The sequence below is a fragment of the Streptomyces sp. NPDC001606 genome, assembly GCF_053596835.1.
In genome coordinates, this window is the sequence record NZ_JBSFHC010000015.1 from 198,767 (window position 1) to 217,039 (window position 18,273).

An 18,273-nucleotide genomic window follows, 5' to 3' on the forward strand; every position below is an offset into this window, starting at 1 on the left:
CGGCGGGCCTCCCGTACGGTTGACACCATGACTGGCTTCGGTGGCACCGCATCTCCCGGGATGGTCGACTGGAACCTCGCGGTCGCGACCGCGACACGGCTCGTACGACCGGGCCCCGACGTCAGCCGCGACGAGGCCAGGGCCGTCGTCGCGGAACTGCGCCGGCACGCGAAGGCCTCGGAGGAACACGTCCGGGGCTTCACTCGTCTGGGCACCGAGGACACCCACGGCACCCCGGTCCTCGTCGTCGACCGCCCCGGCTGGGTCCGGGCCAACGTGGCCGGCTTCCGCGAGATCCTCCGGCCGCTGCTGGAGAAGATGCAGGAACGCCGCTCCGGCAGCCCGGGCAGCGCCGTCCTCGGCACCGTCGGCGGCAAGGTCACCGGGGTCGAACTCGGCATGCTGCTGTCGTTCCTGTCCTCCCGGGTCCTCGGCCAGTACGAGACCTTCGCCCCCGCCACCCGCGACCTCCCGGCCGGCGAGAACGGCGGCGGCCGGCTCCTGCTCGTCGCGCCCAACATCGTCCACGTGGAGCGCGAACTCGACGTCGAGCCGCACGACTTCCGGCTGTGGGTGTGCCTGCACGAGGAGACCCACCGCACCCAGTTCACGGCCGTGCCCTGGCTGCGCGACCACCTCGAGGGCGAAATCCAGTCGTTCTTGGCGGAGACCGACGTCGACCCGATGACCTTCCTGGAGCGCATCCGGGAGGCCGCGCAGTCCCTCGCCGGCGGCCGTCCCGAGGCCGAGGAGGACGACGGCGGCCGTTCCTTCGTCGAGCTGGTGCAGACCCCCGCCCAGCGGGAGGTCCTCAGCCGCCTCACGGCCGTGATGTCCCTGCTCGAAGGCCATGCCGACTACGTCATGGACGGCGTCGGACCCAGCGTCGTACCGACCGTCGCGGAGATCCGCGAGAAGTTCCAGCAGCGTCGCGCGAAGGGCGCCTCCCGGCTCGACATGGCCCTGCGCAAGCTGCTGGGTCTGGATGCCAAACTGAGGCAGTACCGGGACGGCGAACGCTTCGTCCGGGCCGTCGTGGACCAGGTCGGCGTCGACGGCTTCAACCGCGTGTGGACCTCGCCCAACACCCTTCCCACCAAGGCGGAGATCGCCAAACCGGCGGACTGGGTCGCGCGGGTGCACCGCAAGGCCGAGTCGTGAACCTCCGTGTGCGGGGTGACACGAATCCGGCCGACGGCAGGCGAACGCCCCTTCAATCACCCGTCCGAGGGACCGTGGGGCTTGCGTAGGCGTGCGATGCTCAGGGAACGCCCCGGTTCTGTCACCATCTACACACTCTGAGTGACGGCCTCGGGCTCACCCCCCGAAAAAACCATGAAGGGAACCGGACATGGGTCCCCATCCTGCGGTCGCGGCGATACGCCTGGCGGTTCGCCGCGTGCTCCACGACATCCTGAACGACCACCAGACCTCCGGCGCGCTTTCCCGCCCGCACGCCCCCGGCGCACACCCGGACCGGACGGCCGAGCGGCCCCCCTCCCCGCTCGTCCTCGTCGCGTGCTCCGGCGGCGCCGACTCCATGGCCCTCGCCTCCGCCCTCGCCTTCGAGGCCCCCCGGCTCGGCATCCGCGCGGGTGGCGTCACCGTCGACCACGGCCTTCAGCCGGGCTCCGACCTGCGGGCCGACGAGGTCGCCCTGCGACTGCGCGGCCTCGGCCTCGACCCCGTCGAGTCCGTCGCCGTCACCGTGGGCCGCGAAGGCGGACCCGAAGCCGCCGCCCGCGACGCCCGCTACGCCGCCCTCGACACGATCGCCGAACGCCACGGCGCCGCCGCCGTCCTGCTCGGCCACACCCGCGACGACCAGGCCGAAACCGTCCTGCTGGGCCTCGCCCGCGGCTCCGGCATCCGCTCCCTGTCCGGGATGGCCGCGGTCTCGGGGGCCGGCGGCCGTTACCGGCGCCCCTTTCTGGAACTGGACCGGCAGACCGCCCGCAAGGCCTGCATGGTCCAGTCCCTGCCGGTCTGGGACGACCCGCACAACGCCGACCCCGCCTACACCCGGTCCCGGTTGCGCCACGAAGGCCTGCCCGCCCTGGAGAAGGCCCTCGGCAAGGGCGTCGTCGAGGCGCTCGCCCGCACCGCCCAGCTCTCCCGCGACGACGCCGACGCCCTCGACGCCTGGGCCAGCCAGGCCGAGTCCGCCGTACGCGACGCCACCGGCCTGCTGGAGTGCGCCAAGCTCTACGCCCTGCCGCCCGCCGTACGCCGCCGCATCCTGCGCCGGGCCGCCATCGAGGCCGGTGCCCCGGCCGGGTCGCTGTTCGCCCGCCACATCGAGGAGGTCGACCGGCTGATCACCGGTTGGCGCGGCCAGGGGGCCATCAATCTCCCGGGCAAAGTCGTGGCTCAGCGACAGGGTGGCAGACTGGTGATTCGGCAAGGCTGAATCCCGACCCCGCGGAGCGATCCTCCGGCGGCCGGTCCGGGGCAGCCGGGCGGCCGCACACGCGGCCGGAGCCAAAGGCCGTGCGTACGGCCGTAAGTGCGGGACGACCGAAAGTGATGCGGGTGGACGCGAAAGACATGGGTGCCGACCTCCAGCAGGTACTCATCACCAAGGAAGAGATCGACGCCAAGCTGGCCGAGCTGGCCGCGAAGATCGACGCGGAGTACGCGGGCAAGGACCTGCTGATCGTCGGCGTCCTCAAGGGCGCGGTGATGGTCATGGCCGACCTCGCCCGAGCGCTGTCCACCCCCGTCACCATGGACTGGATGGCCGTGTCCTCGTACGGCGCGGGCACCCAGTCCTCCGGTGTGGTGCGCATCCTCAAGGACCTCGACACCGACATCAAGGGCAAGCACGTCCTGATCGTCGAGGACATCATCGACTCCGGCCTGACCCTGTCCTGGCTGATCAACAACCTCGGCTCGCGCGAGCCCGCCTCCCTGAAGGTGTGCACGCTGCTGCGCAAGCCCGACGCCGCCAAGGTCGCCATCGACGTCGAGTGGGTCGGCTTCGACATCCCGAACGAGTTCGTCGTCGGCTACGGACTCGACTACGCGGAGAAGTACCGCAACCTGCCGTTCGTGGGGACGCTCGCGCCCCACGTCTACGGCGGCTGAAGCCCGGCCGGGGCACGGTAGGGACTGGTTCGGCCGCGCGCTGAGCCAGTCGGCCCAAACCCGGTAGGACGATCGGGAACCCCGGCGGGTTCCGTCCCGTTGAAGCATGCAGGGACGGGAATTCCAGGCCGTTCGAAACGCTTTCGTGCAGCTTCGGACCGCCACGCTGGGGTACCGTCAGAAGAACTGTCTTATCAAACTCACTATGGCAGGAGGGACGGGGCGGCACCGCTCCGTATGGATGGACGTGAAGCGATACTTCCGTGGGCCGGTCATGTGGATCGTGCTGGCCGTCCTTGCCGTGGTCGTGTTGATGCAGGTCGTCGGCGGGACCGGCGGCTACAAGACGGTGGACACCGGCCAGGTCGTGGCGGCGATCAGCGACAACAAGGTCCAGTCGGCCAAGATCACCACTGGTGACGAGCAGAACATCAAGGTGACGCTCAAGGACGGCGTCAAGGTCGACGGCAGCTCGAAGATCCAGGCGAGCTACATCGGCGACCAGGGCGTGACCATCGCCGGCATGCTCCAGGACAAGTTCCAGCACAAGCAGGTCCCGGACGGGTACACCGTCTCGCCGACCAAGCAGAACCAGTTCGTCAGCGTCCTGCTCTCCCTGCTGCCGTTCGTCCTGATCGTCGTCGTCTTCCTGTTCCTGATGAACCAGATGCAGGGCGGCGGCTCCCGGGTGATGAACTTCGGGAAGTCCAAGGCCAAGCTCATCACCAAGGACACCCCGAAGACGACCTTCGCCGACGTCGCCGGCTGCGACGAGGCCGTCGAGGAGCTCCACGAGATCAAGGAGTTCCTCCAGGAGCCGGCCAAGTTCCAGGCCGTCGGCGCCAAGATCCCCAAGGGCGTGCTGCTCTACGGCCGCCCGGGTACCGGCAAGACCCTGCTCGCCCGCGCGGTCGCCGGCGAGGCGGGCGTCCCCTTCTACTCGATCTCCGGTTCCGACTTCGTCGAGATGTTCGTCGGTGTCGGTGCCTCCCGAGTGCGCGACCTGTTCGAGCAGGCCAAGGCGAACGCCCCGGCCATCGTCTTCGTCGACGAGATCGACGCGGTCGGCCGTCACCGCGGCGCCGGCCTCGGCGGTGGTCACGACGAGCGCGAGCAGACGCTGAACCAGCTGCTGGTCGAGATGGACGGCTTCGACGTCAAGGGCGGCGTCATCCTGATCGCCGCCACCAACCGGCCCGACATCCTCGACCCGGCGCTGCTGCGTCCCGGCCGCTTCGACCGGCAGATCGCGGTCGACCCGCCGGACCTCCAGGGCCGTCTGGAGATCCTCAAGGTCCACCAGAAGGGCAAGCCGGTCGCGCCCGACGTCGACCTGGCCGCCGTCGCCCGCCGCACCCCCGGTATGACCGGTGCCGACCTGGCGAACGTCCTCAACGAGGCGGCTCTGCTGACCGCCCGCAGCGACCAGAAGCTGATCGACAACAAGGCGCTGGACGAGGCGATCGACCGCGTGGTCGCCGGCCCGCAGAAGCGGACCCGGATCATGTCGGACAAGGAGAAGAAGATCACCGCGTACCACGAGGGCGGTCACGCCCTGGTCGCGGCGGCCTCGCCGAACTCCGACCCGGTCCACAAGATCACGATCCTGTCCCGGGGCCGCGCCCTCGGTTACACGATGGTCCTGCCGGACGAGGACAAGTACTCCACCACGCGCAACGAGATGCTCGACCAGCTCGGCTACATGCTGGGCGGCCGCGCGGCGGAGGAGCTGGTCTTCCACGACCCGACCACCGGTGCCGCGAACGACATCGAGAAGGCCACCAACCTGGCCCGCGCGATGGTCACGCAGTACGGCATGACCGAGCGGCTCGGCGCGATCAAGTTCGGCGGCGACAACAGCGAGCCGTTCCTGGGCCGTGAGATGGCGCACCAGCGCGACTACTCGGAAGAGGTCGCCGCCCTGGTGGACGAAGAGGTCAAGAAGCTCATCGAGAACGCGCACAACGAGGCCTGGGAGATCCTGGTCGAGAACCGCGACGTGCTCGACAACCTGGTCCTGGCCCTCCTGGAGAAGGAGACGCTGGGCAAGGAGGAGATCGCCGAGATCTTCGCCCCCGTCGTCAAGCGCCCGCCGCGGCCCGCGTGGACCGGCTCCTCGCGCCGTACCCCGTCCACCCGCCCGCCGGTGCTCTCCCCCAAGGAGCTGGCACTGACCAACGGTGCGAACGGCTCGACGGCCTCGATCAGCACGGTCAAGTCCACCGCCACGGAGTCCGCTCCGCTGACGGACCAGACCCCGGAGGACCGCCCCGAAAGCTGACGGCTTTCGGCCAAACCGGCCTGGAATGACTGCCGCGCCCATCAGGTTCTAGCCTGGTGGGCGCGGCGTCGTATGTCCGCAGACGCACGCATGGCCGCCGCCATGCGCGACAGCACAGGAGCGAGGAACCAGATGACCGACCCGGTGACGCTGGACGGTGAGGGCCCCATCGGCGAGTTCGACGAGAAGCGCGCCGAGAACGCCGTACGGGAGTTGCTGATCGCGGTCGGCGAGGACCCGGACCGGGAGGGCCTCAGGGAGACGCCGGCGCGCGTGGCGCGGGCGTACAAGGAGATCTTCGCGGGCCTGTGGCAGAAGCCCGAGGACGTGCTGACGACCACGTTCGACCTGGGCCACGACGAGATGGTCCTGGTGAAGGACATCGAGGTGTACAGCACCTGTGAGCACCATCTGGTGCCCTTCAGGGGAGTGGCCCACGTCGGGTACATCCCGTCCGGCACCGGAAAGATCACCGGCCTGTCCAAGCTGGCCCGGCTCGTGGACGTCTACGCCCGCCGGCCGCAGGTGCAGGAACGACTCACCACCCAGATCGCCGACTCCCTGATGGAGATCCTGGAGCCGCGCGGGGTGATCGTGGTCGTCGAGTGCGAGCACATGTGCATGTCCATGCGCGGCATCCGCAAGCCGGGCGCGAAGACCATAACCTCGGCGGTGCGCGGTCAGCTCAGGGACGCGGCGACGCGGAACGAGGCCATGAGCCTCATCATGGCGCGCTGAACGCCCCGCGAGGGGACCGGCGGCTCAGGCCGCCGGTTCGGCGCCGGGGCGGTCCTGGTCCTCGTCCTCCGGGAGCTTGCAGACGCGCTCCAGGAAGAGGGCGGCCGCTATCACGCCGATGCCGGCCAGGACCGAGAAGCCGGCGTAGAAGGCCTGGTCGCGGCGGGCAGGGATGTCCAGCAGCTCCAGCAGGAAGACCCCGATGCCGCCGTACATACCGGCGATGAGCGCGGCGACCAGGGCGCTGGACTGGCCGAAGACGACCGCGCGGGCGGCCATCAGCGGGTCGACGGCCTTGGCGCCGGGGCGGCGCTCGCGCTGGGCCTTCAGCCGGCTGCGCAGCGAGAGGGCCGTCGCCAGCAGCACCACCGCGATCAGGGCGAGGACGATGGGGGCGGCCAGCGGGACACTGGGCAGGGTCCCGATCGAGTTCCAGAGGCGGGCGCCCGCCCAGGACAGGACTCCGGCCACGACGAACACGCCGACCAGCACCCTGATGCGCAGCTCTCTCACGGTGTCCCTTCAGTTCCCCCGGACCGCCCCGGACCGCGGCCTTCCCGACCTTGCCGTCTTGACCTTAACGACTATTCGGGCAGTCGGAGTTCCAGGTCCTCGCGGGGTGCCACGCCCTCGCGGGTGACGGCCGTCAGCAGGGCGGCCACCGCGCCGCGGCCGGGCAGCTGGGCCTCGGGGTCCACGTCGTGCCACGGGGCGAGCACGAAGGCGCGCTCGTGGGCGCGCGGGTGGGGCAGGGTGAGGTGCGGGTCGTCGGAGGTGACATCGGCGTAGGCGACGATGTCGACGTCCAGGGTGCGCGGGCCCCAGCGCTCGTCGCGGACCCGGTTGAAGGCCTCCTCGATGGCGTGCGCCCGCTCCAGCAGCGAGGCGGGGGGCAGGGTCGTCTTCAGGGACACGACCGCGTTGAAGTACGAGGGCTGGCTGCCGGGCGCCACGCCCCAGGGCTCCGTCTCGTACACCGGGGAGACGGCCTTCACGCGCACGCCCGGGGTGTCCTCCAGCGCGTCCACGGCGCCCTGGAGGGTCTCCAGGCGGTTGCCGAGGTTGGAGCCGATGGAGATGACGGCCCACTGGGGGTTGTGCAGGGTGGTGTCGGCGGCGTCCACCTTCTCGACGACCGAGGCGGGCACCGGCTGGACGGTCGGGTCACTGTGACCCTGGACGAAAGGTCGGGTCATACTCGGCTCCGGGTGATGGTGACGGTCACGTCGTCGAAGGGCACGGTGATCGGCGCGTCCGGCTTGTGGACGCAGACCTCGACCTCCTGGACCCCTTCGTGCTTCAGGCAGGTCTGGGCGATCCGCTCGGCGAGCGTCTCGATGAGGTTCACCGGCTCGCCCTCGACCACGGCCACGACCTCCTCGGCCACGATGCCGTAGTGCGCGGTCTTCGCCAGGTCGTCGTCGGCCGCGGCCGGCCGGGTGTCCAGGCCGAGGACGAGGTCGACGATGAAGGTCTGGCCCTCCTCGCGCTCCTTGGGGAACACACCGTGGTGCCCGCGGGCCTTGAGGCCGCGCAGCGCGACACGATCCACGCGAATCACTCCTGCAATCGTCGGGAACGGCCGGGCCGTACCACGTGCGGGCGGTACGCCGGCCACGGACGAATCTACCTGCGGGCACCGACACAGCCGGGCGACGGGGGGACGGGCCCGTGTCCGACCACGAGCGTTCATCTCGTGTTTCCCCCGGGAAACCCGGCCGTGCCAGGGCTGGTAGCCGCTCCTACCCCGGGGTAGGTGATTCCAACCACTTCCCCGTCCGTCTACCCGCCCGGCCCGCGCTCAGGCGAGGGTGCCGTCGTCCGGGTTCACGCCGTTCACGCCGTCGCTCTCGTCCTCGTCGTCGCTCTCCGCGAGGACCGGTGAGGCGTGGTGCGACCAGAGTTTCCAGCCGGAGGGCGTGCGCCGGAACACGTTCGTGGCGACGACGAGCTGGCCGACGAGCGGGCCCAGCTCCGAGCCGTCCTCGGGGGCGGGGCCGCCGCTGAGGATGTTCTCGGTGCAGGTGACGAGCGCGGTGTCGCCGGTGACGGAGACATGCACATCGGTGAGGAAGAACTGGATGTAGTCGGTGTTGGCCATGATCAGGGCGTACGACCTGAGGACCTCGCCGCGGCCGGTGAGCACCGGCCAGCCGGGGTGTACGCAGGAGATCACGCCGGTGTCCGCCGGATCGTGGTACTCCTCGTCCACGCCCAGGTCGGCCGGGGTCAGCCAGAGGGAGGTGACCTCCTCGAAGTCGCCGCGCTCGAGTGCCTCGTAGAAGGCGGTGTTGGCGGCCTCCACCTGTTCGACGTCGGTGTGGGGGGCGCTCACCGCTTTCCTTCCGCCCCACGCTCGTCCTCTGCGCTCGGCGCGGGTCCCGTCGTACGCGCCCCTTCCACGGCCCGTGCGACCCGTACCGCGTCCGCGGTGGCGCGTACCTCGTGGACGCGGACGGCCCAGGCGCCGGCGTGCGCCGCGAGTGCGGAGACGGCGGCCGTGGCCGCGTCCCGCTCCCGGGCGGGCGGTGGCGCTCCGTCGGGGCCGGCCAGGACACGGCCGAGGAACCGCTTGCGGGAGGCGGCGACCAGCAGGGGGTGGCCGAGCGCCCGCAGCCGGTCGAGGTGGGCGAGGAGGACGAGGTCGTGGTCGGCCTCCTTGGAGAAGCCGAGACCGGGGTCGACGACGATGCGGTCGGGGGCGACACCGCCCGCGAGAACGGCCTCCACGCGCGCGTGCAGTTCGTCGACGACCTCGGTGACGACGTCCTCGTACGCGCCGCGGACGTTGCCGCCCTGGAGGAAGCCGCGCCAGTGCATGACGACGAAGGGGGCGCCGGCGTCGGCGACCACCGGGATCATCGCGGGGTCGGCCAGGCCGCCGCTGACGTCGTTGACGAGGGCGGCGCCGGCCGCGAGGGCCTGTTCGGCGACGGAGGCGCGCATGGTGTCGACGGAGACGGCGACGCCTTCGGAGGCGAGGCCGCGGACGACCGGGACGACCCGCCGCAGTTCCTCGGCCTCGTCCACGCGCGTGGCGCCCGGACGGGTGGACTCGCCGCCGACGTCGACCAGGTCCGCGCCCTCGGCGACCAGGTCGAGGCCGTGCTTGACGGCCATGGTCGTGTCGAACCAGCGGCCGCCGTCGGAGAAGGAATCGGGGGTCACGTTCACGACACCCATGACCGCGCACCGGTCCCATGCCGGAAGGCCCGCCACTCGGCCGCGCCCGCTGAGGTTGTTCATACGTTCAGCGTAGGCCCAGGCGGCCGCCGCAACGCGCGGCGGCCCGGGCGGAGACCCCCCGGTGCCGTGGGGGGTGGGGTCTCCGTCCGGGCCGGTCCCGGGGGTGGCGGTCACGGTCCGGGGCCGTGGCTCAGGCCGCTCGTACGTCGCGTTCGGCCAGGGCGTGCGAGCAGGGGCGCGCGGCGGCCTTCCGGCGCCGGCGCAGGAAGCGCGGCAGCGGCACGGCGAAGTCGACGAAGCCCTCGGCCTGCATGGTGGCGAAGCCGATGCGGGGCAGGTCGGCGGTGGCGCGGTAGACGATGAACCGCGGTTCCCAGCGCGGCTGGAACTTGGCGTTGAACTTGTACAGCGACTCGATCTGGAACCAGCGCGAGAGGAAGACCAGCAGTCCGCGCCAGGCGCGCAGCACCGGTCCGGCGCCGATCTTCTCGCCGCGCGCGAGGGCGGAGCGGAACATGGCGAAGTTCAGCGAGACGCGGGCGATGCCGAACTTCGGGGCGGCCTGGAGGGCGGCGACGATCAGCAGCTCGTTCATGCCGGGGTCGGCGCTGCGGTCGCGGCGCATCAGGTCCAGCGAGACGCCGTCCGTGCCCCAGGGCACGAAGTGCAGGATCGCCTTGAGGTCGCCGTACTCGCCGGGCTCGTCGTCCTGCTTGTGCGCGGTGGCGATCAGGCAGTCGCCGTCGGCAGCGTCGCCGATGCGGCCGAGCGCCATGGAGAAGCCGCGTTCGGTGTCGGTGCCGCGCCAGTCCTCGGCCGCCCTGCGGACCCGCTCCAGTTCCGTCTCGCCGAGGTCACGGACACGCCGTACCCGGGTTTCGTAGCCGGCCCGCTCGATGCGCTTGACCATCTGGCGCACATTGCGCATCGCGCGTCCGGCGAGCGAGAAATCCGCTACGTCCACCACCGCCTCGTCGCCCAGCTCCAGGGCGTCCAGGCCGGTCTCGCGGGTCCACACCTCGCCGCCCGTCTCCGAGCAGCCGACCACGGCGGGGGTCCAGGAGTGGGCCTTGGCCTCGTCCATGAAGCGCTCGATGGCGCCCGGCCAGGCCTCGACGTCGCCGATCGGGTCGCCGCTGGCGAGCATCACGCCGGAGACGACGCGGTAGGTGACGGCGGCCTTGCCGCTGGGCGAGAAGACGACGGCCTTGTCGCGGCGCAGCGCGAAGTGGCCGAGGGAGTCGCGGCCGCCGTGCTTCTCCAGCAGGGCACGGAGTTTGGCCTCGTCCTCCTCGGTCAGCCGGGCGGCCGGGTGCTCGGGGCGGAAGGCCAGGTAGATGGTGGTGACCGCGGTCAGCCAGCCGAGGGCGCCGAGGGACATGGCGACGGTCCAGGAGGTGTTGCCCTGGTAGTCGACCGGGCCCTCGAAGCCGAACAGGCCGTAGACGACGTGCGTCAGCCGATCGGCCAGGCTCGGGTCGCCGATCGTCCGGTGCGGGTGGACGCTGACGATGATGAGTCCGAGCACGAGGGAACCGGCGCTCATGAGGATGAAGTTCGCGAGTGCGCGCCACCGGCTGCGCGGGTCGGGCAGGGCCGAGAACTCGCTCCGGTGGACCAGCAGCGGCACCAGCAGCGCCAGCGCGATGAGGGCGCCGACGACCGAGTGCCGGTACGCGAACTGCGCCACCGCGCCGGCGGGGAGCAGGACCACCGCCGCGCGCCAGGCCCGGCGCTTGCGCCGCTTGAGTCCGTGCGCGAGCAGCAGCAGAAGGATGCCGGAGCTGAGCGAGAGCGCCGCGGCGAAGGGGCCGAAGGAGCCGGGGAGCACCTCGGCCATGGCGTGCATACGACTGTGACGGAAACGCGGGAACACTCCGCCCGCGATGTCCAGGACGCCCACGAGAGTGGCGGCCCTGCCGACCAGAGCGGGTACGGCCTCGGGACGCGGGCCGCGCAGTATGCGCCGCGCCCGGCTTGATCGGCTCGGAACCCCGCCCGACATTTCCCCATCTATCCTGACAGACATCGCATCCCGTAGTTCTGCGAGAGACCTTGAACCCGGGCCCGAGCGGGCATCCGGCGACATTGCGCCCTCTAGGACGGTGTCTCGGGGAGAGAGGTTCACTCCCCTCCGGAAAGTCGGGTCAAAGGCCGAGGAAAGCCCCGGGCAAGCCCGCGCGACGAGGCGCGGGCGGCAACGGGCGGAAAGCGCAGGCAGGAAGAGCCATGGGACTCACGAGCAACAATGTGCTGCTGCTGGCGGTTCTCTTCGCCATTGTGCTGTTCGTCGGCACGGTGTGGCAGTGGCCGCGGCTGGCCCGGCAGAGCTGGCGGACCGTCACCGGGCGTGTCGGCCTGCTGCTTGCCACCCAGCTGGCCCTCTTCGCTTGCCTGGGCCTCGCGGTCAACCAGGCCTTCGGCTTCTACGCGAGCTGGGGGGACCTGCTGGGCACGGAGACCGACCAGGGGGTGGTGGTCGACCACTCGGCCAACGGCAGCACCGGCGGTCCCGTCCAGGTGGTCTCCACGGCGTCCGTGCCGGGCCAGAGCGGCTCGCGCCCGGAGGCGGGCGGGGAGATCCAGAAGGTGGACATCGTCGGCCGCAAGAGCCACATCGTGACACCGGCGTACGTCTACCTGCCGCCGGAGTACTTCCAGCCGCAGTACCGCACGCGTACGTTCCCGGCGGCCGTCGTGCTGACCGGCTACCCGGGGACGGCCCAGGCGCTGGTGGACAAGCTGCGCTATCCGCACACCGCGCAGCAGCTGGCCAAGGACGGCAAGATGCAGCCGATGATCCTGGTGATGCTGCGGCCGACCGTGGCGCCGCCGCGGGACACCGAGTGCGTCGACATCCCGGGCGGGCCGCAGACGGAAACGTTTTTTGCGAACGATCTTCCGGAGGCGGTGCTCGCCCACTACCGGGTCGGCAAGCGGCCCGGCAGCTGGGGTCTCATCGGCGACTCCACGGGCGGCTACTGCGCGCTCAAGATCGCCATGCACCACCCGGGCGTGTACGCGGCGGCCGCGGGCCTGTCGCCGTACTACAAGGCGCCGATCGACCCGACCACCGGTGACCTCTTCCACGGCGACAAGACCCTGGAGAGCCGCGCCAACCTGTTCTGGCTCCTCAAGCACGAGGCCGCCCCGGACACCTCGCTGCTCGTGACCAGCAGCAAGGTCGGCGAGCACAACTACAAGTCCACGCTGAAGTTCATAGAGCGGGTGCAGGCCACCCATCTGACCCGGATCTCGTCGATCATCCTCGACAGCGGCGGGCACAACTTCAACACCTGGCGGCGCGAGATCCCGGCGACGCTGCAATGGATGAGCAGCCGGCTCGCCGACCGCTGAGCCGCCGTACGGCTGACACGCTGTGAACCCCGCTGCGTGGCCGGGTTTTTACGGGGCGGGGGCCCGCGATTCGCCTACGCGCGGTAAGTTTCTGGCCATGCCACGTGGACGCCACCGCCATTCCCCTCCTCTGCACCGGCTGTTGCCTCCGTCGGCGATCGCCGGTGTCTCCATCGTCTGCGCGCTGGGTCCCTGGGTGGTCTCCGAGGCCGCGGCGGTGCGTGCGCTGGCCGCCGTCGCCGCGGTGACGGCCGTCACCGGCGCGTTCGTGATGCGCCGCTGGGACATCTACGCGGGCAAGCAGGTCGCCGACCTCACGCGCGCGCGTGCCGGTGACGAGTGGCGGTTCGAGGAACGGGTCGCCGAGCTGGAGGCCGATCTCGAGGAGTCCCGCGAGCTGCGCGCGAAGCTGGAGCAGCGGCTGCGCGCCAAGCGTGCCGAGCTGGCGGGCCTGCGCAACGAGCACGCGGCCCTGCTGCGCCGGTACGCCACTGCGGAGACCGAGCGCGCGAGCGCCCTGGAAGGGCGCCGGCTGCTGGAGATAGAGGCCGCGGTGCCCGGGGCGGCGCCCGCGCTGCCGCCTGCGCGAAGCGGCGAGAAGTCCGCCGAGAGCGCCGCGGACGAGGCGCAGCCGGAGTCGTACGCGGTGTTCTCGCCCGAGGGCTCCCGGCTCTACCTGCGGGCCCTGACGGCGCTGGCGCGCTTCGGAGGGCAGGAGAGCGCCGAGGCGGACGCCGGCGCGCCCGGCCCGGACGCCGACGCGCCGGACGAGGACGGCCCCGACGAGGACGGCCCGGCCGGGGACCGTCCGGCCGGGGACCGTCCGGCCGGGGACACACCGGTCGAGGACGGCCCGGCGGCCCAGGAGGACGGTCCGGCCGCCCAAGGGGCCGCCAAAGGGGAACAGGCCGCCGCAGGCGTGACGCCGGCCGCTGCGCAGGAGCACACCGCGGCACAGGACGGGCACCCGCGCGTGACCGCTGCCGTCGCTCTCCCGGCGCTTCCCCCGGCCGAGCCCGCCGACGCCGCTGCGCCTGCCGAGGGTGACAAGCCTGCCGGGCAGGCCCCCGCCGGGCACCTCGCCGTGCCGACCGCGGTGGCCGTCGTACCGGCCACGCCCGCGCGGCGCCCGGTCGCCGAGGGCGGCTTCGACTTCTTCGGCACCCAGAAGAGCACCCCGAAGGCGGCGCTGGACTCCGTGCAGAACGAGGACCTCGCCGACGTCGTCGGCCAGGAGGCGCTCGCCGTGCACAAGGCGGAGGCGGAGGCCGCCTACAAGTCGGCCGGGGCGCAGTCGCCGGCCGTCGGCCAGGTCATCGACCTGACGGCGCACGACGAGACCGAGCAGATCGACGTACAGAGGCTGCGCACCGCGGCTTCCTGAGGCTCACCGGACCGTCCGGCCGCCCACGGGTCTCATCCGGTCATCCAGCGGTCCGGGCGGGCGTCCCGGCGGCCGGTGCGGGACCGCTCCGCCTGCTCCCGCAGCAGGCGGACGGCGTCCTCGGCGTCCCGCAGGCGGGCGGTGACGGTCTTGTCGGCTCCGGTGTCCACATGGACGTCGGCGAGCCCCCACAGCCGCCCCCAGGGTCCCTGGGTGAGCCGTACGCTCTGCACCTTGGCGTGCGGGACCAGCGCGAGCCGGCGGCGCAGCAGGCCGTGGCGGGCGGCGAACACCGTGCCGGTGACGGCGAGGCGGTGCCCGCGCCACCACACCGGCACGCACCACCGGGCCCGCCGCGGCGGCCGCGCCAGCTCCTGAGGCACCGTCACCCCGGGCAGTATGCGCGCGAGGACCGACTCGGCCACGGCGCGCGGAGCGACCGGTATCAGCACCGAGTTCTTGGATCCGGCCACGTCCAGCTCCACCCGTACCCAGCCTCCCCCACGCTCGGCTTCGCTCGCGCGGGGGGACCCCCATCGCCGCCACAGCAGCGGCTCGACGAGCCGCACGGTCTGCACCCGGCCGGGCGGCACGGTCTCGTGCGTACGGTCGAGCAGCCCGTGGTCGATGCGCAGCCCGTCCGGGGACTCGCTCACCGTCCAGTCGAACTCGGTGACGAACCGCCCCGCGCTGCTCGCGCCGGCCGCGCCGAGCAGCGGCAGGGCGCTGGCGAGGACGGTCCACAGGTTGTGGGTGGTGAGCCACAGCACGGTCGGGACGACGAGGGCGGCGCACAGCGTGCCCCAGGTGGCGCCCGTCAGCAGAAGCGAGAACACCAGCACGCGCGGGGGCACGCGCAGCAGCTCGTAGGCGGGCGCCTCGCCGACCTCGCGCGCCGTCTCCGGTCCGAAGCCCGCCGCGCGCGCGAGCAGCTCCGCGCGCAGGGCGCGCGCCTCCCGCTCGCCCAGGAAGGCCAGCTCGTCCTTGTTCTCGGTGCCGACGACGTCGATCCGCAGCTTCGCCACGCCGGCCACGCGTGCGAGGAGCGGACGGGACACGTCCACCGCCTGGATGCGTTCCAGCCGGATGTGCGCGGTGCGCCGGAACAGCAGTCCCGTGCGGATGCGCAGCTCGGTGTCGGTGACCGCGAAGTGGGTGAACCACCAGGACAGGAAGCCGTAGAGGCCGGCCACCGGCACCAGCACCGCGAGCCCCAGCGCCAGCATGGTGCCCGTCAGCTGTCTCAGCTGCTCCTGGGCGCTGGTCGGGTCGTGCACGGCCCAGCCGATGACGACGGCGACCGGCGCCCACGCCCGCCGGAACGGCGTGACCGGGTGCAGCCGGCGCTCGGCCGCCGGCGCGCGCTCCTCCGCTATGCCCGCACCGGGGTCCGGGGCGGTCACAGGCCGGCCGATCGGGCCTCGCCCAGCTCGGTCAGGCGGTCGCGCAGCCGTTCCGCCTCGGCCGGGTCCAGGCCGGGGATGGTCGCGTCGGTGGCGGCGGCCGCGGTGTGCAGCTGCACGGTGGCCAGCCCGAAGCGCCGTTCCACCGGCCCGGAGGTGACCTCCACCAGCTGCATCCGGCCGTACGGCACCACGGTCTCCTCGCGCCACAGGACCCCGCGGCTGATCAGCAGGTCGTCGGCGCGCTCCGCGTACCGCCACGACCGCCAGTTGCGCTCCAGCAGCCGCCAGCACCACGCGGCGAACGCCGCCGGCAGCAGCGCCCAGGCCGCCCACCCGGGCCCCACCAGGAGGCCCAGCAGCAGCCCCGTGGCCAGCGCGAGCACTCCCGTCCACACCACCAGCAGCAGTCGGCGTACGCGCAGCAGGCCCGGCGGCAGCCCCCGCCACAGCGGCTCGTCAGCGGCCGCCGCCCCCTCTTCCAGGCTCCCCGTTTCCATGGGCCAAGCGTACGTAAGGGAAACTGGGGCCATGACTCCTACGACGGAGACCACGGTCGGGATCGGTGGCGCGGCCGAGAGCACCGACATGGTGCTCAACATCGGCCCTCAGCACCCGTCCACGCACGGCGTGCTGCGGCTCAAGCTGGTGCTGGACGGGGAGCGCATCGTGCGCGCGGAACCGGTGATCGGCTATATGCACCGGGGCGCCGAGAAGCTCTTCGAGGCACGCGACTACCGGCAGATCATCATGCTCGCCAACCGCCACGACTGGCTGTCGGCGTTCTCGAACGAGCTGGGCGTGGTCCTCGCCGTGGAGCGGATGCTCGGCATGGAGGTGCCCGAGCGGGCGGTGTGGACGCGCACGCTGCTCGCCGAGCTGAACCGGGTGCTGAACCACCTGATGTTCCTCGGCTCCTATCCGCTGGAGCTCGGCGGGATCACGCCGATGTTCTACGCGTTCCGGGAGCGCGAGGTCCTCCAGAACGTCATGGAGGAGGTCTCCGGCGGCCGCATGCACTACATGTTCAACCGCGTCGGCGGCCTCAAGGAGGACCTGCCGGCCGGCTGGGCCACCCGCGCGCGCGGCGCCGTGGCCGCAGTGCGCTCGCGCATGGACGTCTTCGACGACCTGGTGCTCGGCAACGAGATCTTCCGGGGGCGCACCCGCGGGGTGGGGGAGCTGACGCCCGAGATCGTGCACGCCTACGGCGTGAGCGGGCCCATCGCGCGCGCCTCGGGCGTCGACTTCGACCTGCGCCGCGACGAGCCCTACCTGGCGTACGGCGACCTCCAGGACGTGCTGAAGGTCGTCACCCGCGACGAGGGCGACTGCCTGGCCCGCTTCGAGTGCCTGCTGGCGCAGACCCACAACGCGCTGGACCTCGCCGACGCCTGTCTGGACCGGCTCGCCGAGCTGCCGCCCGGGCCGATCAACCAGCGGCTGCCGAAGGTGCTGAAGGCGCCCGAGGGGCACACCTACGCGTGGACCGAGAACCCGCTCGGCATCAACGGCTACTACCTGGTCAGCAAGGGCGAGAAGACCCCGTACCGGCTGAAGCTGCGCTCGGCGTCCTACAACAACATCCAGGCGCTGACCGAGCTGCTGCCCGGCACGCTGGTGGCGGACATGGTGGCCATCCTGGGCTCGATGTTCTTCGTGGTCGGGGACATCGACAAGTAACCCGCAGCGGGGCCGGTCTCAGGCGAGCGGGTCCGGGATGCCGACCGGCTGGAGCAGCCAGCCGAAGTCGCCCAGGCCGCCCGCGGCGGTCAGCTCGGCGGCCTCCCCGGCGCTCGCGAGGGCGCGCACATAGGCCGCGGGGTCGGTGGAGGCCAGCGCGAGCGGGGGGCGTGCGCCGGTCAGGCCGAGGGCGTGCAGGGCGGCGCGCTGGGGGAGAAGGCGCGCGCCGGGGCGTGTATCCGCTCCGGGCGCCGTGGGTGCCGCCGCGCACGCGTCCAGCGCCACATGTGCCGTGATGTCGCACGACCCGTCCGGCACGGGAGCCGTCTCGCGCCCCTCCCGGAAGCCGGTGAGCGTGCCGAACGGGGGGCGCGTGTCCCGGGTGTGCGCGTAGTCCACGGCCACCGCGAGCCCGCGCACCATCCGGCGCACGGCCGCCGCCCACGCCTCGTCGCGGGGCAGGCCGATCTCCGCGCGGAGCCCCTCCTCGGTCGGCAGCGGCCACCAGCGGGCGAGCCAGTCCGCGTCCGGCCCGGTCACCGGCTCGCCGAGCCGTTCGGAGCCGTCGGCGGCGACCAGGACCCGCCGGGGCACGCCCGCGGAGTCCACCTCGGCGACGTCCACCGGCACGTTGTCCAGCCACTCGTTGGCGAACAGCAGCCCGGTCACGGCGGCCGGGGGCTCGCTCAGCCAGGCGATGCGCGCGTCCAGGCCGGGCGGGCGGTCGGCGATCTCCACCGCGTACCCGCGCGCGCGGGCCGCCACCTCGGCCGGCAGGGCGGCGAGCACCCCGGAGACCAGCTCGCCCCGGCCGGCTCCCAGATCGACGAAGTCCAGCACCGGGGGCCGCCCCAGCGCCTCGTCGACCCGGCACAGCAGCCGGGCCACGGCCTGCGCGAACAGCGCGGACGCGTGCACCGAGGTACGGAAGTGGCCGGCCGGGCCCTCCGGGCGCCGGTAGAAACCGCCGGGCCCGTACAGCGCCGCCTCGGTCGCCGACCGCCAGCCGTGTTCCGCGTGGAAGGCCTCCGCCCTCGTCTCGTCCGCCACGCGAACAGACTAGGTGTGCTGTTCGGACAGGTTGGTGACGCGGCTGGCTGGTGTTTGGCCGCTGATTCCGGTGTGGGGTCGGTGGTAGTTGTACCAGTCCAGCC

Annotated in this window: 17 protein-coding genes; 8 read left to right on the plus strand and 9 right to left on the minus strand. The window is 72.1% G+C overall.

Annotated elements, in window-relative coordinates; translation table 11 throughout:
• Nucleotides 1-60 precede the first annotated feature (60 nt).
• The 5 genes from ACWCV9_RS25990 (at nt 61) to folE (ending at nt 6,106) form a co-directional block, all read left to right on the plus strand.
• Nucleotides 61-1,161 carry a zinc-dependent metalloprotease gene (locus ACWCV9_RS25990; protein WP_450790031.1) on the plus strand — a complete coding sequence of 367 codons (1,101 nt, stop codon included), beginning with the start codon at nt 61-63 and terminating at the stop codon, nt 1,159-1,161.
• A 190-nt stretch (nt 1,162-1,351) separates the two neighbouring features.
• Nucleotides 1,352-2,410 carry a tRNA lysidine(34) synthetase TilS gene (gene tilS, locus ACWCV9_RS25995; RefSeq protein ID WP_450789993.1) on the plus strand — a complete coding sequence of 353 codons (1,059 nt, stop codon included), beginning with the start codon at nt 1,352-1,354 and terminating at the stop codon, nt 2,408-2,410.
• A gap of 116 nt (nt 2,411-2,526) precedes the next feature.
• Nucleotides 2,527-3,087 carry a hypoxanthine phosphoribosyltransferase gene (gene hpt / locus ACWCV9_RS26000; protein WP_031165039.1) on the plus strand — a complete coding sequence of 187 codons (561 nt, stop codon included), beginning with the start codon at nt 2,527-2,529 and terminating at the stop codon, nt 3,085-3,087.
• A gap of 241 nt (nt 3,088-3,328) precedes the next feature.
• Complete coding sequence (gene ftsH, locus ACWCV9_RS26005; RefSeq protein WP_450789996.1) at nt 3,329-5,368, plus strand: ATP-dependent zinc metalloprotease FtsH; 2,040 nt, start codon at nt 3,329-3,331, stop codon at nt 5,366-5,368.
• A gap of 132 nt (nt 5,369-5,500) precedes the next feature.
• Nucleotides 5,501-6,106, plus strand: a complete 606-nt coding sequence (gene folE, locus ACWCV9_RS26010) for a GTP cyclohydrolase I FolE (protein ID WP_385842134.1) — start codon at nt 5,501-5,503, stop codon at nt 6,104-6,106.
• Nucleotides 6,107-6,130: 24 nt separating this feature from the next.
• Here folE and ACWCV9_RS26015 read toward each other — a convergent pair whose 3' ends face one another.
• The 6 genes from ACWCV9_RS26015 to ACWCV9_RS26040 form a co-directional block, all read right to left on the minus strand.
• Nucleotides 6,131-6,619, minus strand: a complete 489-nt coding sequence (locus ACWCV9_RS26015; protein WP_450789998.1) for a DUF3180 domain-containing protein — start codon at nt 6,617-6,619, stop codon at nt 6,131-6,133.
• A gap of 71 nt (nt 6,620-6,690) precedes the next feature.
• Nucleotides 6,691-7,302, minus strand: a complete 612-nt coding sequence (gene folK / locus ACWCV9_RS26020) for a 2-amino-4-hydroxy-6-hydroxymethyldihydropteridine diphosphokinase (protein ID WP_450789999.1) — start codon at nt 7,300-7,302, stop codon at nt 6,691-6,693.
• Nucleotides 7,299-7,658: a dihydroneopterin aldolase gene (gene folB / locus ACWCV9_RS26025; protein ID WP_450790001.1), complete on the minus strand. Its 360-nt coding sequence runs from the start codon at nt 7,656-7,658 to the stop codon at nt 7,299-7,301. Before folB ends, folK begins: the two co-directional genes overlap by 4 nt.
• A 249-nt stretch (nt 7,659-7,907) precedes the next feature.
• On the minus strand, nt 7,908-8,441 hold the full coding sequence (locus ACWCV9_RS26030) for a nuclear transport factor 2 family protein (protein ID WP_450790003.1): 534 nt from the start codon (nt 8,439-8,441) through the stop codon (nt 7,908-7,910).
• On the minus strand, nt 8,438-9,352 hold the full coding sequence (folP, locus tag ACWCV9_RS26035) for a dihydropteroate synthase (protein ID WP_450790005.1): 915 nt from the start codon (nt 9,350-9,352) through the stop codon (nt 8,438-8,440). The genes ACWCV9_RS26030 and folP overlap by 4 nt, the downstream gene beginning before the upstream one ends.
• Before the next feature lie 130 nt (nt 9,353-9,482).
• Nucleotides 9,483-11,297 (minus strand): phosphatidylglycerol lysyltransferase domain-containing protein, encoded by a 1,815-nt coding sequence (locus ACWCV9_RS26040; RefSeq protein ID WP_450790006.1) that lies wholly within the window; start codon nt 11,295-11,297, stop codon nt 9,483-9,485.
• 224 nt (nt 11,298-11,521) lie between these two features.
• Here ACWCV9_RS26040 and ACWCV9_RS26045 point away from each other — a divergent pair, with 224 nt between their 5' ends.
• Both ACWCV9_RS26045 and ACWCV9_RS26050 read left to right on the plus strand, forming a co-directional pair.
• On the plus strand, nt 11,522-12,649 hold the full coding sequence (locus ACWCV9_RS26045; RefSeq protein ID WP_450790008.1) for an alpha/beta hydrolase: 1,128 nt from the start codon (nt 11,522-11,524) through the stop codon (nt 12,647-12,649).
• Nucleotides 12,650-12,746: 97 nt separating this feature from the next.
• Nucleotides 12,747-14,033, plus strand: a complete 1,287-nt coding sequence (locus ACWCV9_RS26050) for a hypothetical protein (protein ID WP_450790010.1) — start codon at nt 12,747-12,749, stop codon at nt 14,031-14,033.
• A 32-nt stretch (nt 14,034-14,065) separates the two neighbouring features.
• Here the strand turns inward: ACWCV9_RS26050 and ACWCV9_RS26055 are convergent, their stop codons facing one another.
• Together ACWCV9_RS26055 and ACWCV9_RS26060 are read right to left on the minus strand one after the other, a co-directional pair.
• Nucleotides 14,066-15,436: a PH domain-containing protein gene (locus ACWCV9_RS26055; protein ID WP_450790012.1), complete on the minus strand. Its 1,371-nt coding sequence runs from the start codon at nt 15,434-15,436 to the stop codon at nt 14,066-14,068.
• Nucleotides 15,433-15,936, minus strand: coding sequence for a PH domain-containing protein (locus ACWCV9_RS26060; protein WP_450790014.1), 504 nt, complete (start codon nt 15,934-15,936; stop codon nt 15,433-15,435). Before ACWCV9_RS26060 ends, ACWCV9_RS26055 begins: the two co-directional genes overlap by 4 nt.
• 31 nt (nt 15,937-15,967) lie before the next feature.
• On the opposite strand from ACWCV9_RS26060, the gene ACWCV9_RS26065 reads away from it, so the two are divergent.
• Complete coding sequence (locus tag ACWCV9_RS26065) at nt 15,968-17,119, plus strand: NADH-quinone oxidoreductase subunit D (protein WP_450790016.1); 1,152 nt, start codon at nt 15,968-15,970, stop codon at nt 17,117-17,119.
• Nucleotides 17,120-17,137: 18 nt separating this feature from the next.
• On the opposite strand, the gene ACWCV9_RS26070 is transcribed toward ACWCV9_RS26065, so the two are convergent.
• On the minus strand, nt 17,138-18,169 hold the full coding sequence (locus ACWCV9_RS26070) for an SAM-dependent methyltransferase (protein ID WP_450790018.1): 1,032 nt from the start codon (nt 18,167-18,169) through the stop codon (nt 17,138-17,140).
• Nucleotides 18,170-18,273 lie beyond the last annotated feature (104 nt).

Excerpts from the sequence above, each read along its gene's own strand:
- folK (WP_450789999.1), bottom strand. The coding sequence starts at position 7,302 with ATGACCCGACCTTTCGTCCAGGGTCACAGTGACCCGACCGTCCAGCCG.
- ACWCV9_RS26060 (WP_450790014.1), bottom strand. The coding sequence starts at position 15,936 with ATGGAAACGGGGAGCCTGGAAGAGGGGGCGGCGGCCGCTGACGAGCCG.
- hpt (WP_031165039.1), top strand. The coding sequence starts at position 2,527 with ATGCGGGTGGACGCGAAAGACATGGGTGCCGACCTCCAGCAGGTACTC.
- ACWCV9_RS26040 (WP_450790006.1), bottom strand. The coding sequence starts at position 11,297 with ATGTCGGGCGGGGTTCCGAGCCGATCAAGCCGGGCGCGGCGCATACTG.
- ACWCV9_RS25990 (WP_450790031.1), top strand. The coding sequence starts at position 61 with ATGGTCGACTGGAACCTCGCGGTCGCGACCGCGACACGGCTCGTACGA.
- ACWCV9_RS26050 (WP_450790010.1), top strand. The coding sequence starts at position 12,747 with ATGCCACGTGGACGCCACCGCCATTCCCCTCCTCTGCACCGGCTGTTG.
- folP (WP_450790005.1), bottom strand. The coding sequence starts at position 9,352 with ATGAACAACCTCAGCGGGCGCGGCCGAGTGGCGGGCCTTCCGGCATGG.
- tilS (WP_450789993.1), top strand. The coding sequence starts at position 1,352 with ATGGGTCCCCATCCTGCGGTCGCGGCGATACGCCTGGCGGTTCGCCGC.
- folE (WP_385842134.1), top strand. The coding sequence starts at position 5,501 with ATGACCGACCCGGTGACGCTGGACGGTGAGGGCCCCATCGGCGAGTTC.
- ftsH (WP_450789996.1), top strand. The coding sequence starts at position 3,329 with ATGGACGTGAAGCGATACTTCCGTGGGCCGGTCATGTGGATCGTGCTG.
- ACWCV9_RS26045 (WP_450790008.1), top strand. The coding sequence starts at position 11,522 with ATGGGACTCACGAGCAACAATGTGCTGCTGCTGGCGGTTCTCTTCGCC.
- ACWCV9_RS26065 (WP_450790016.1), top strand. The coding sequence starts at position 15,968 with ATGACTCCTACGACGGAGACCACGGTCGGGATCGGTGGCGCGGCCGAG.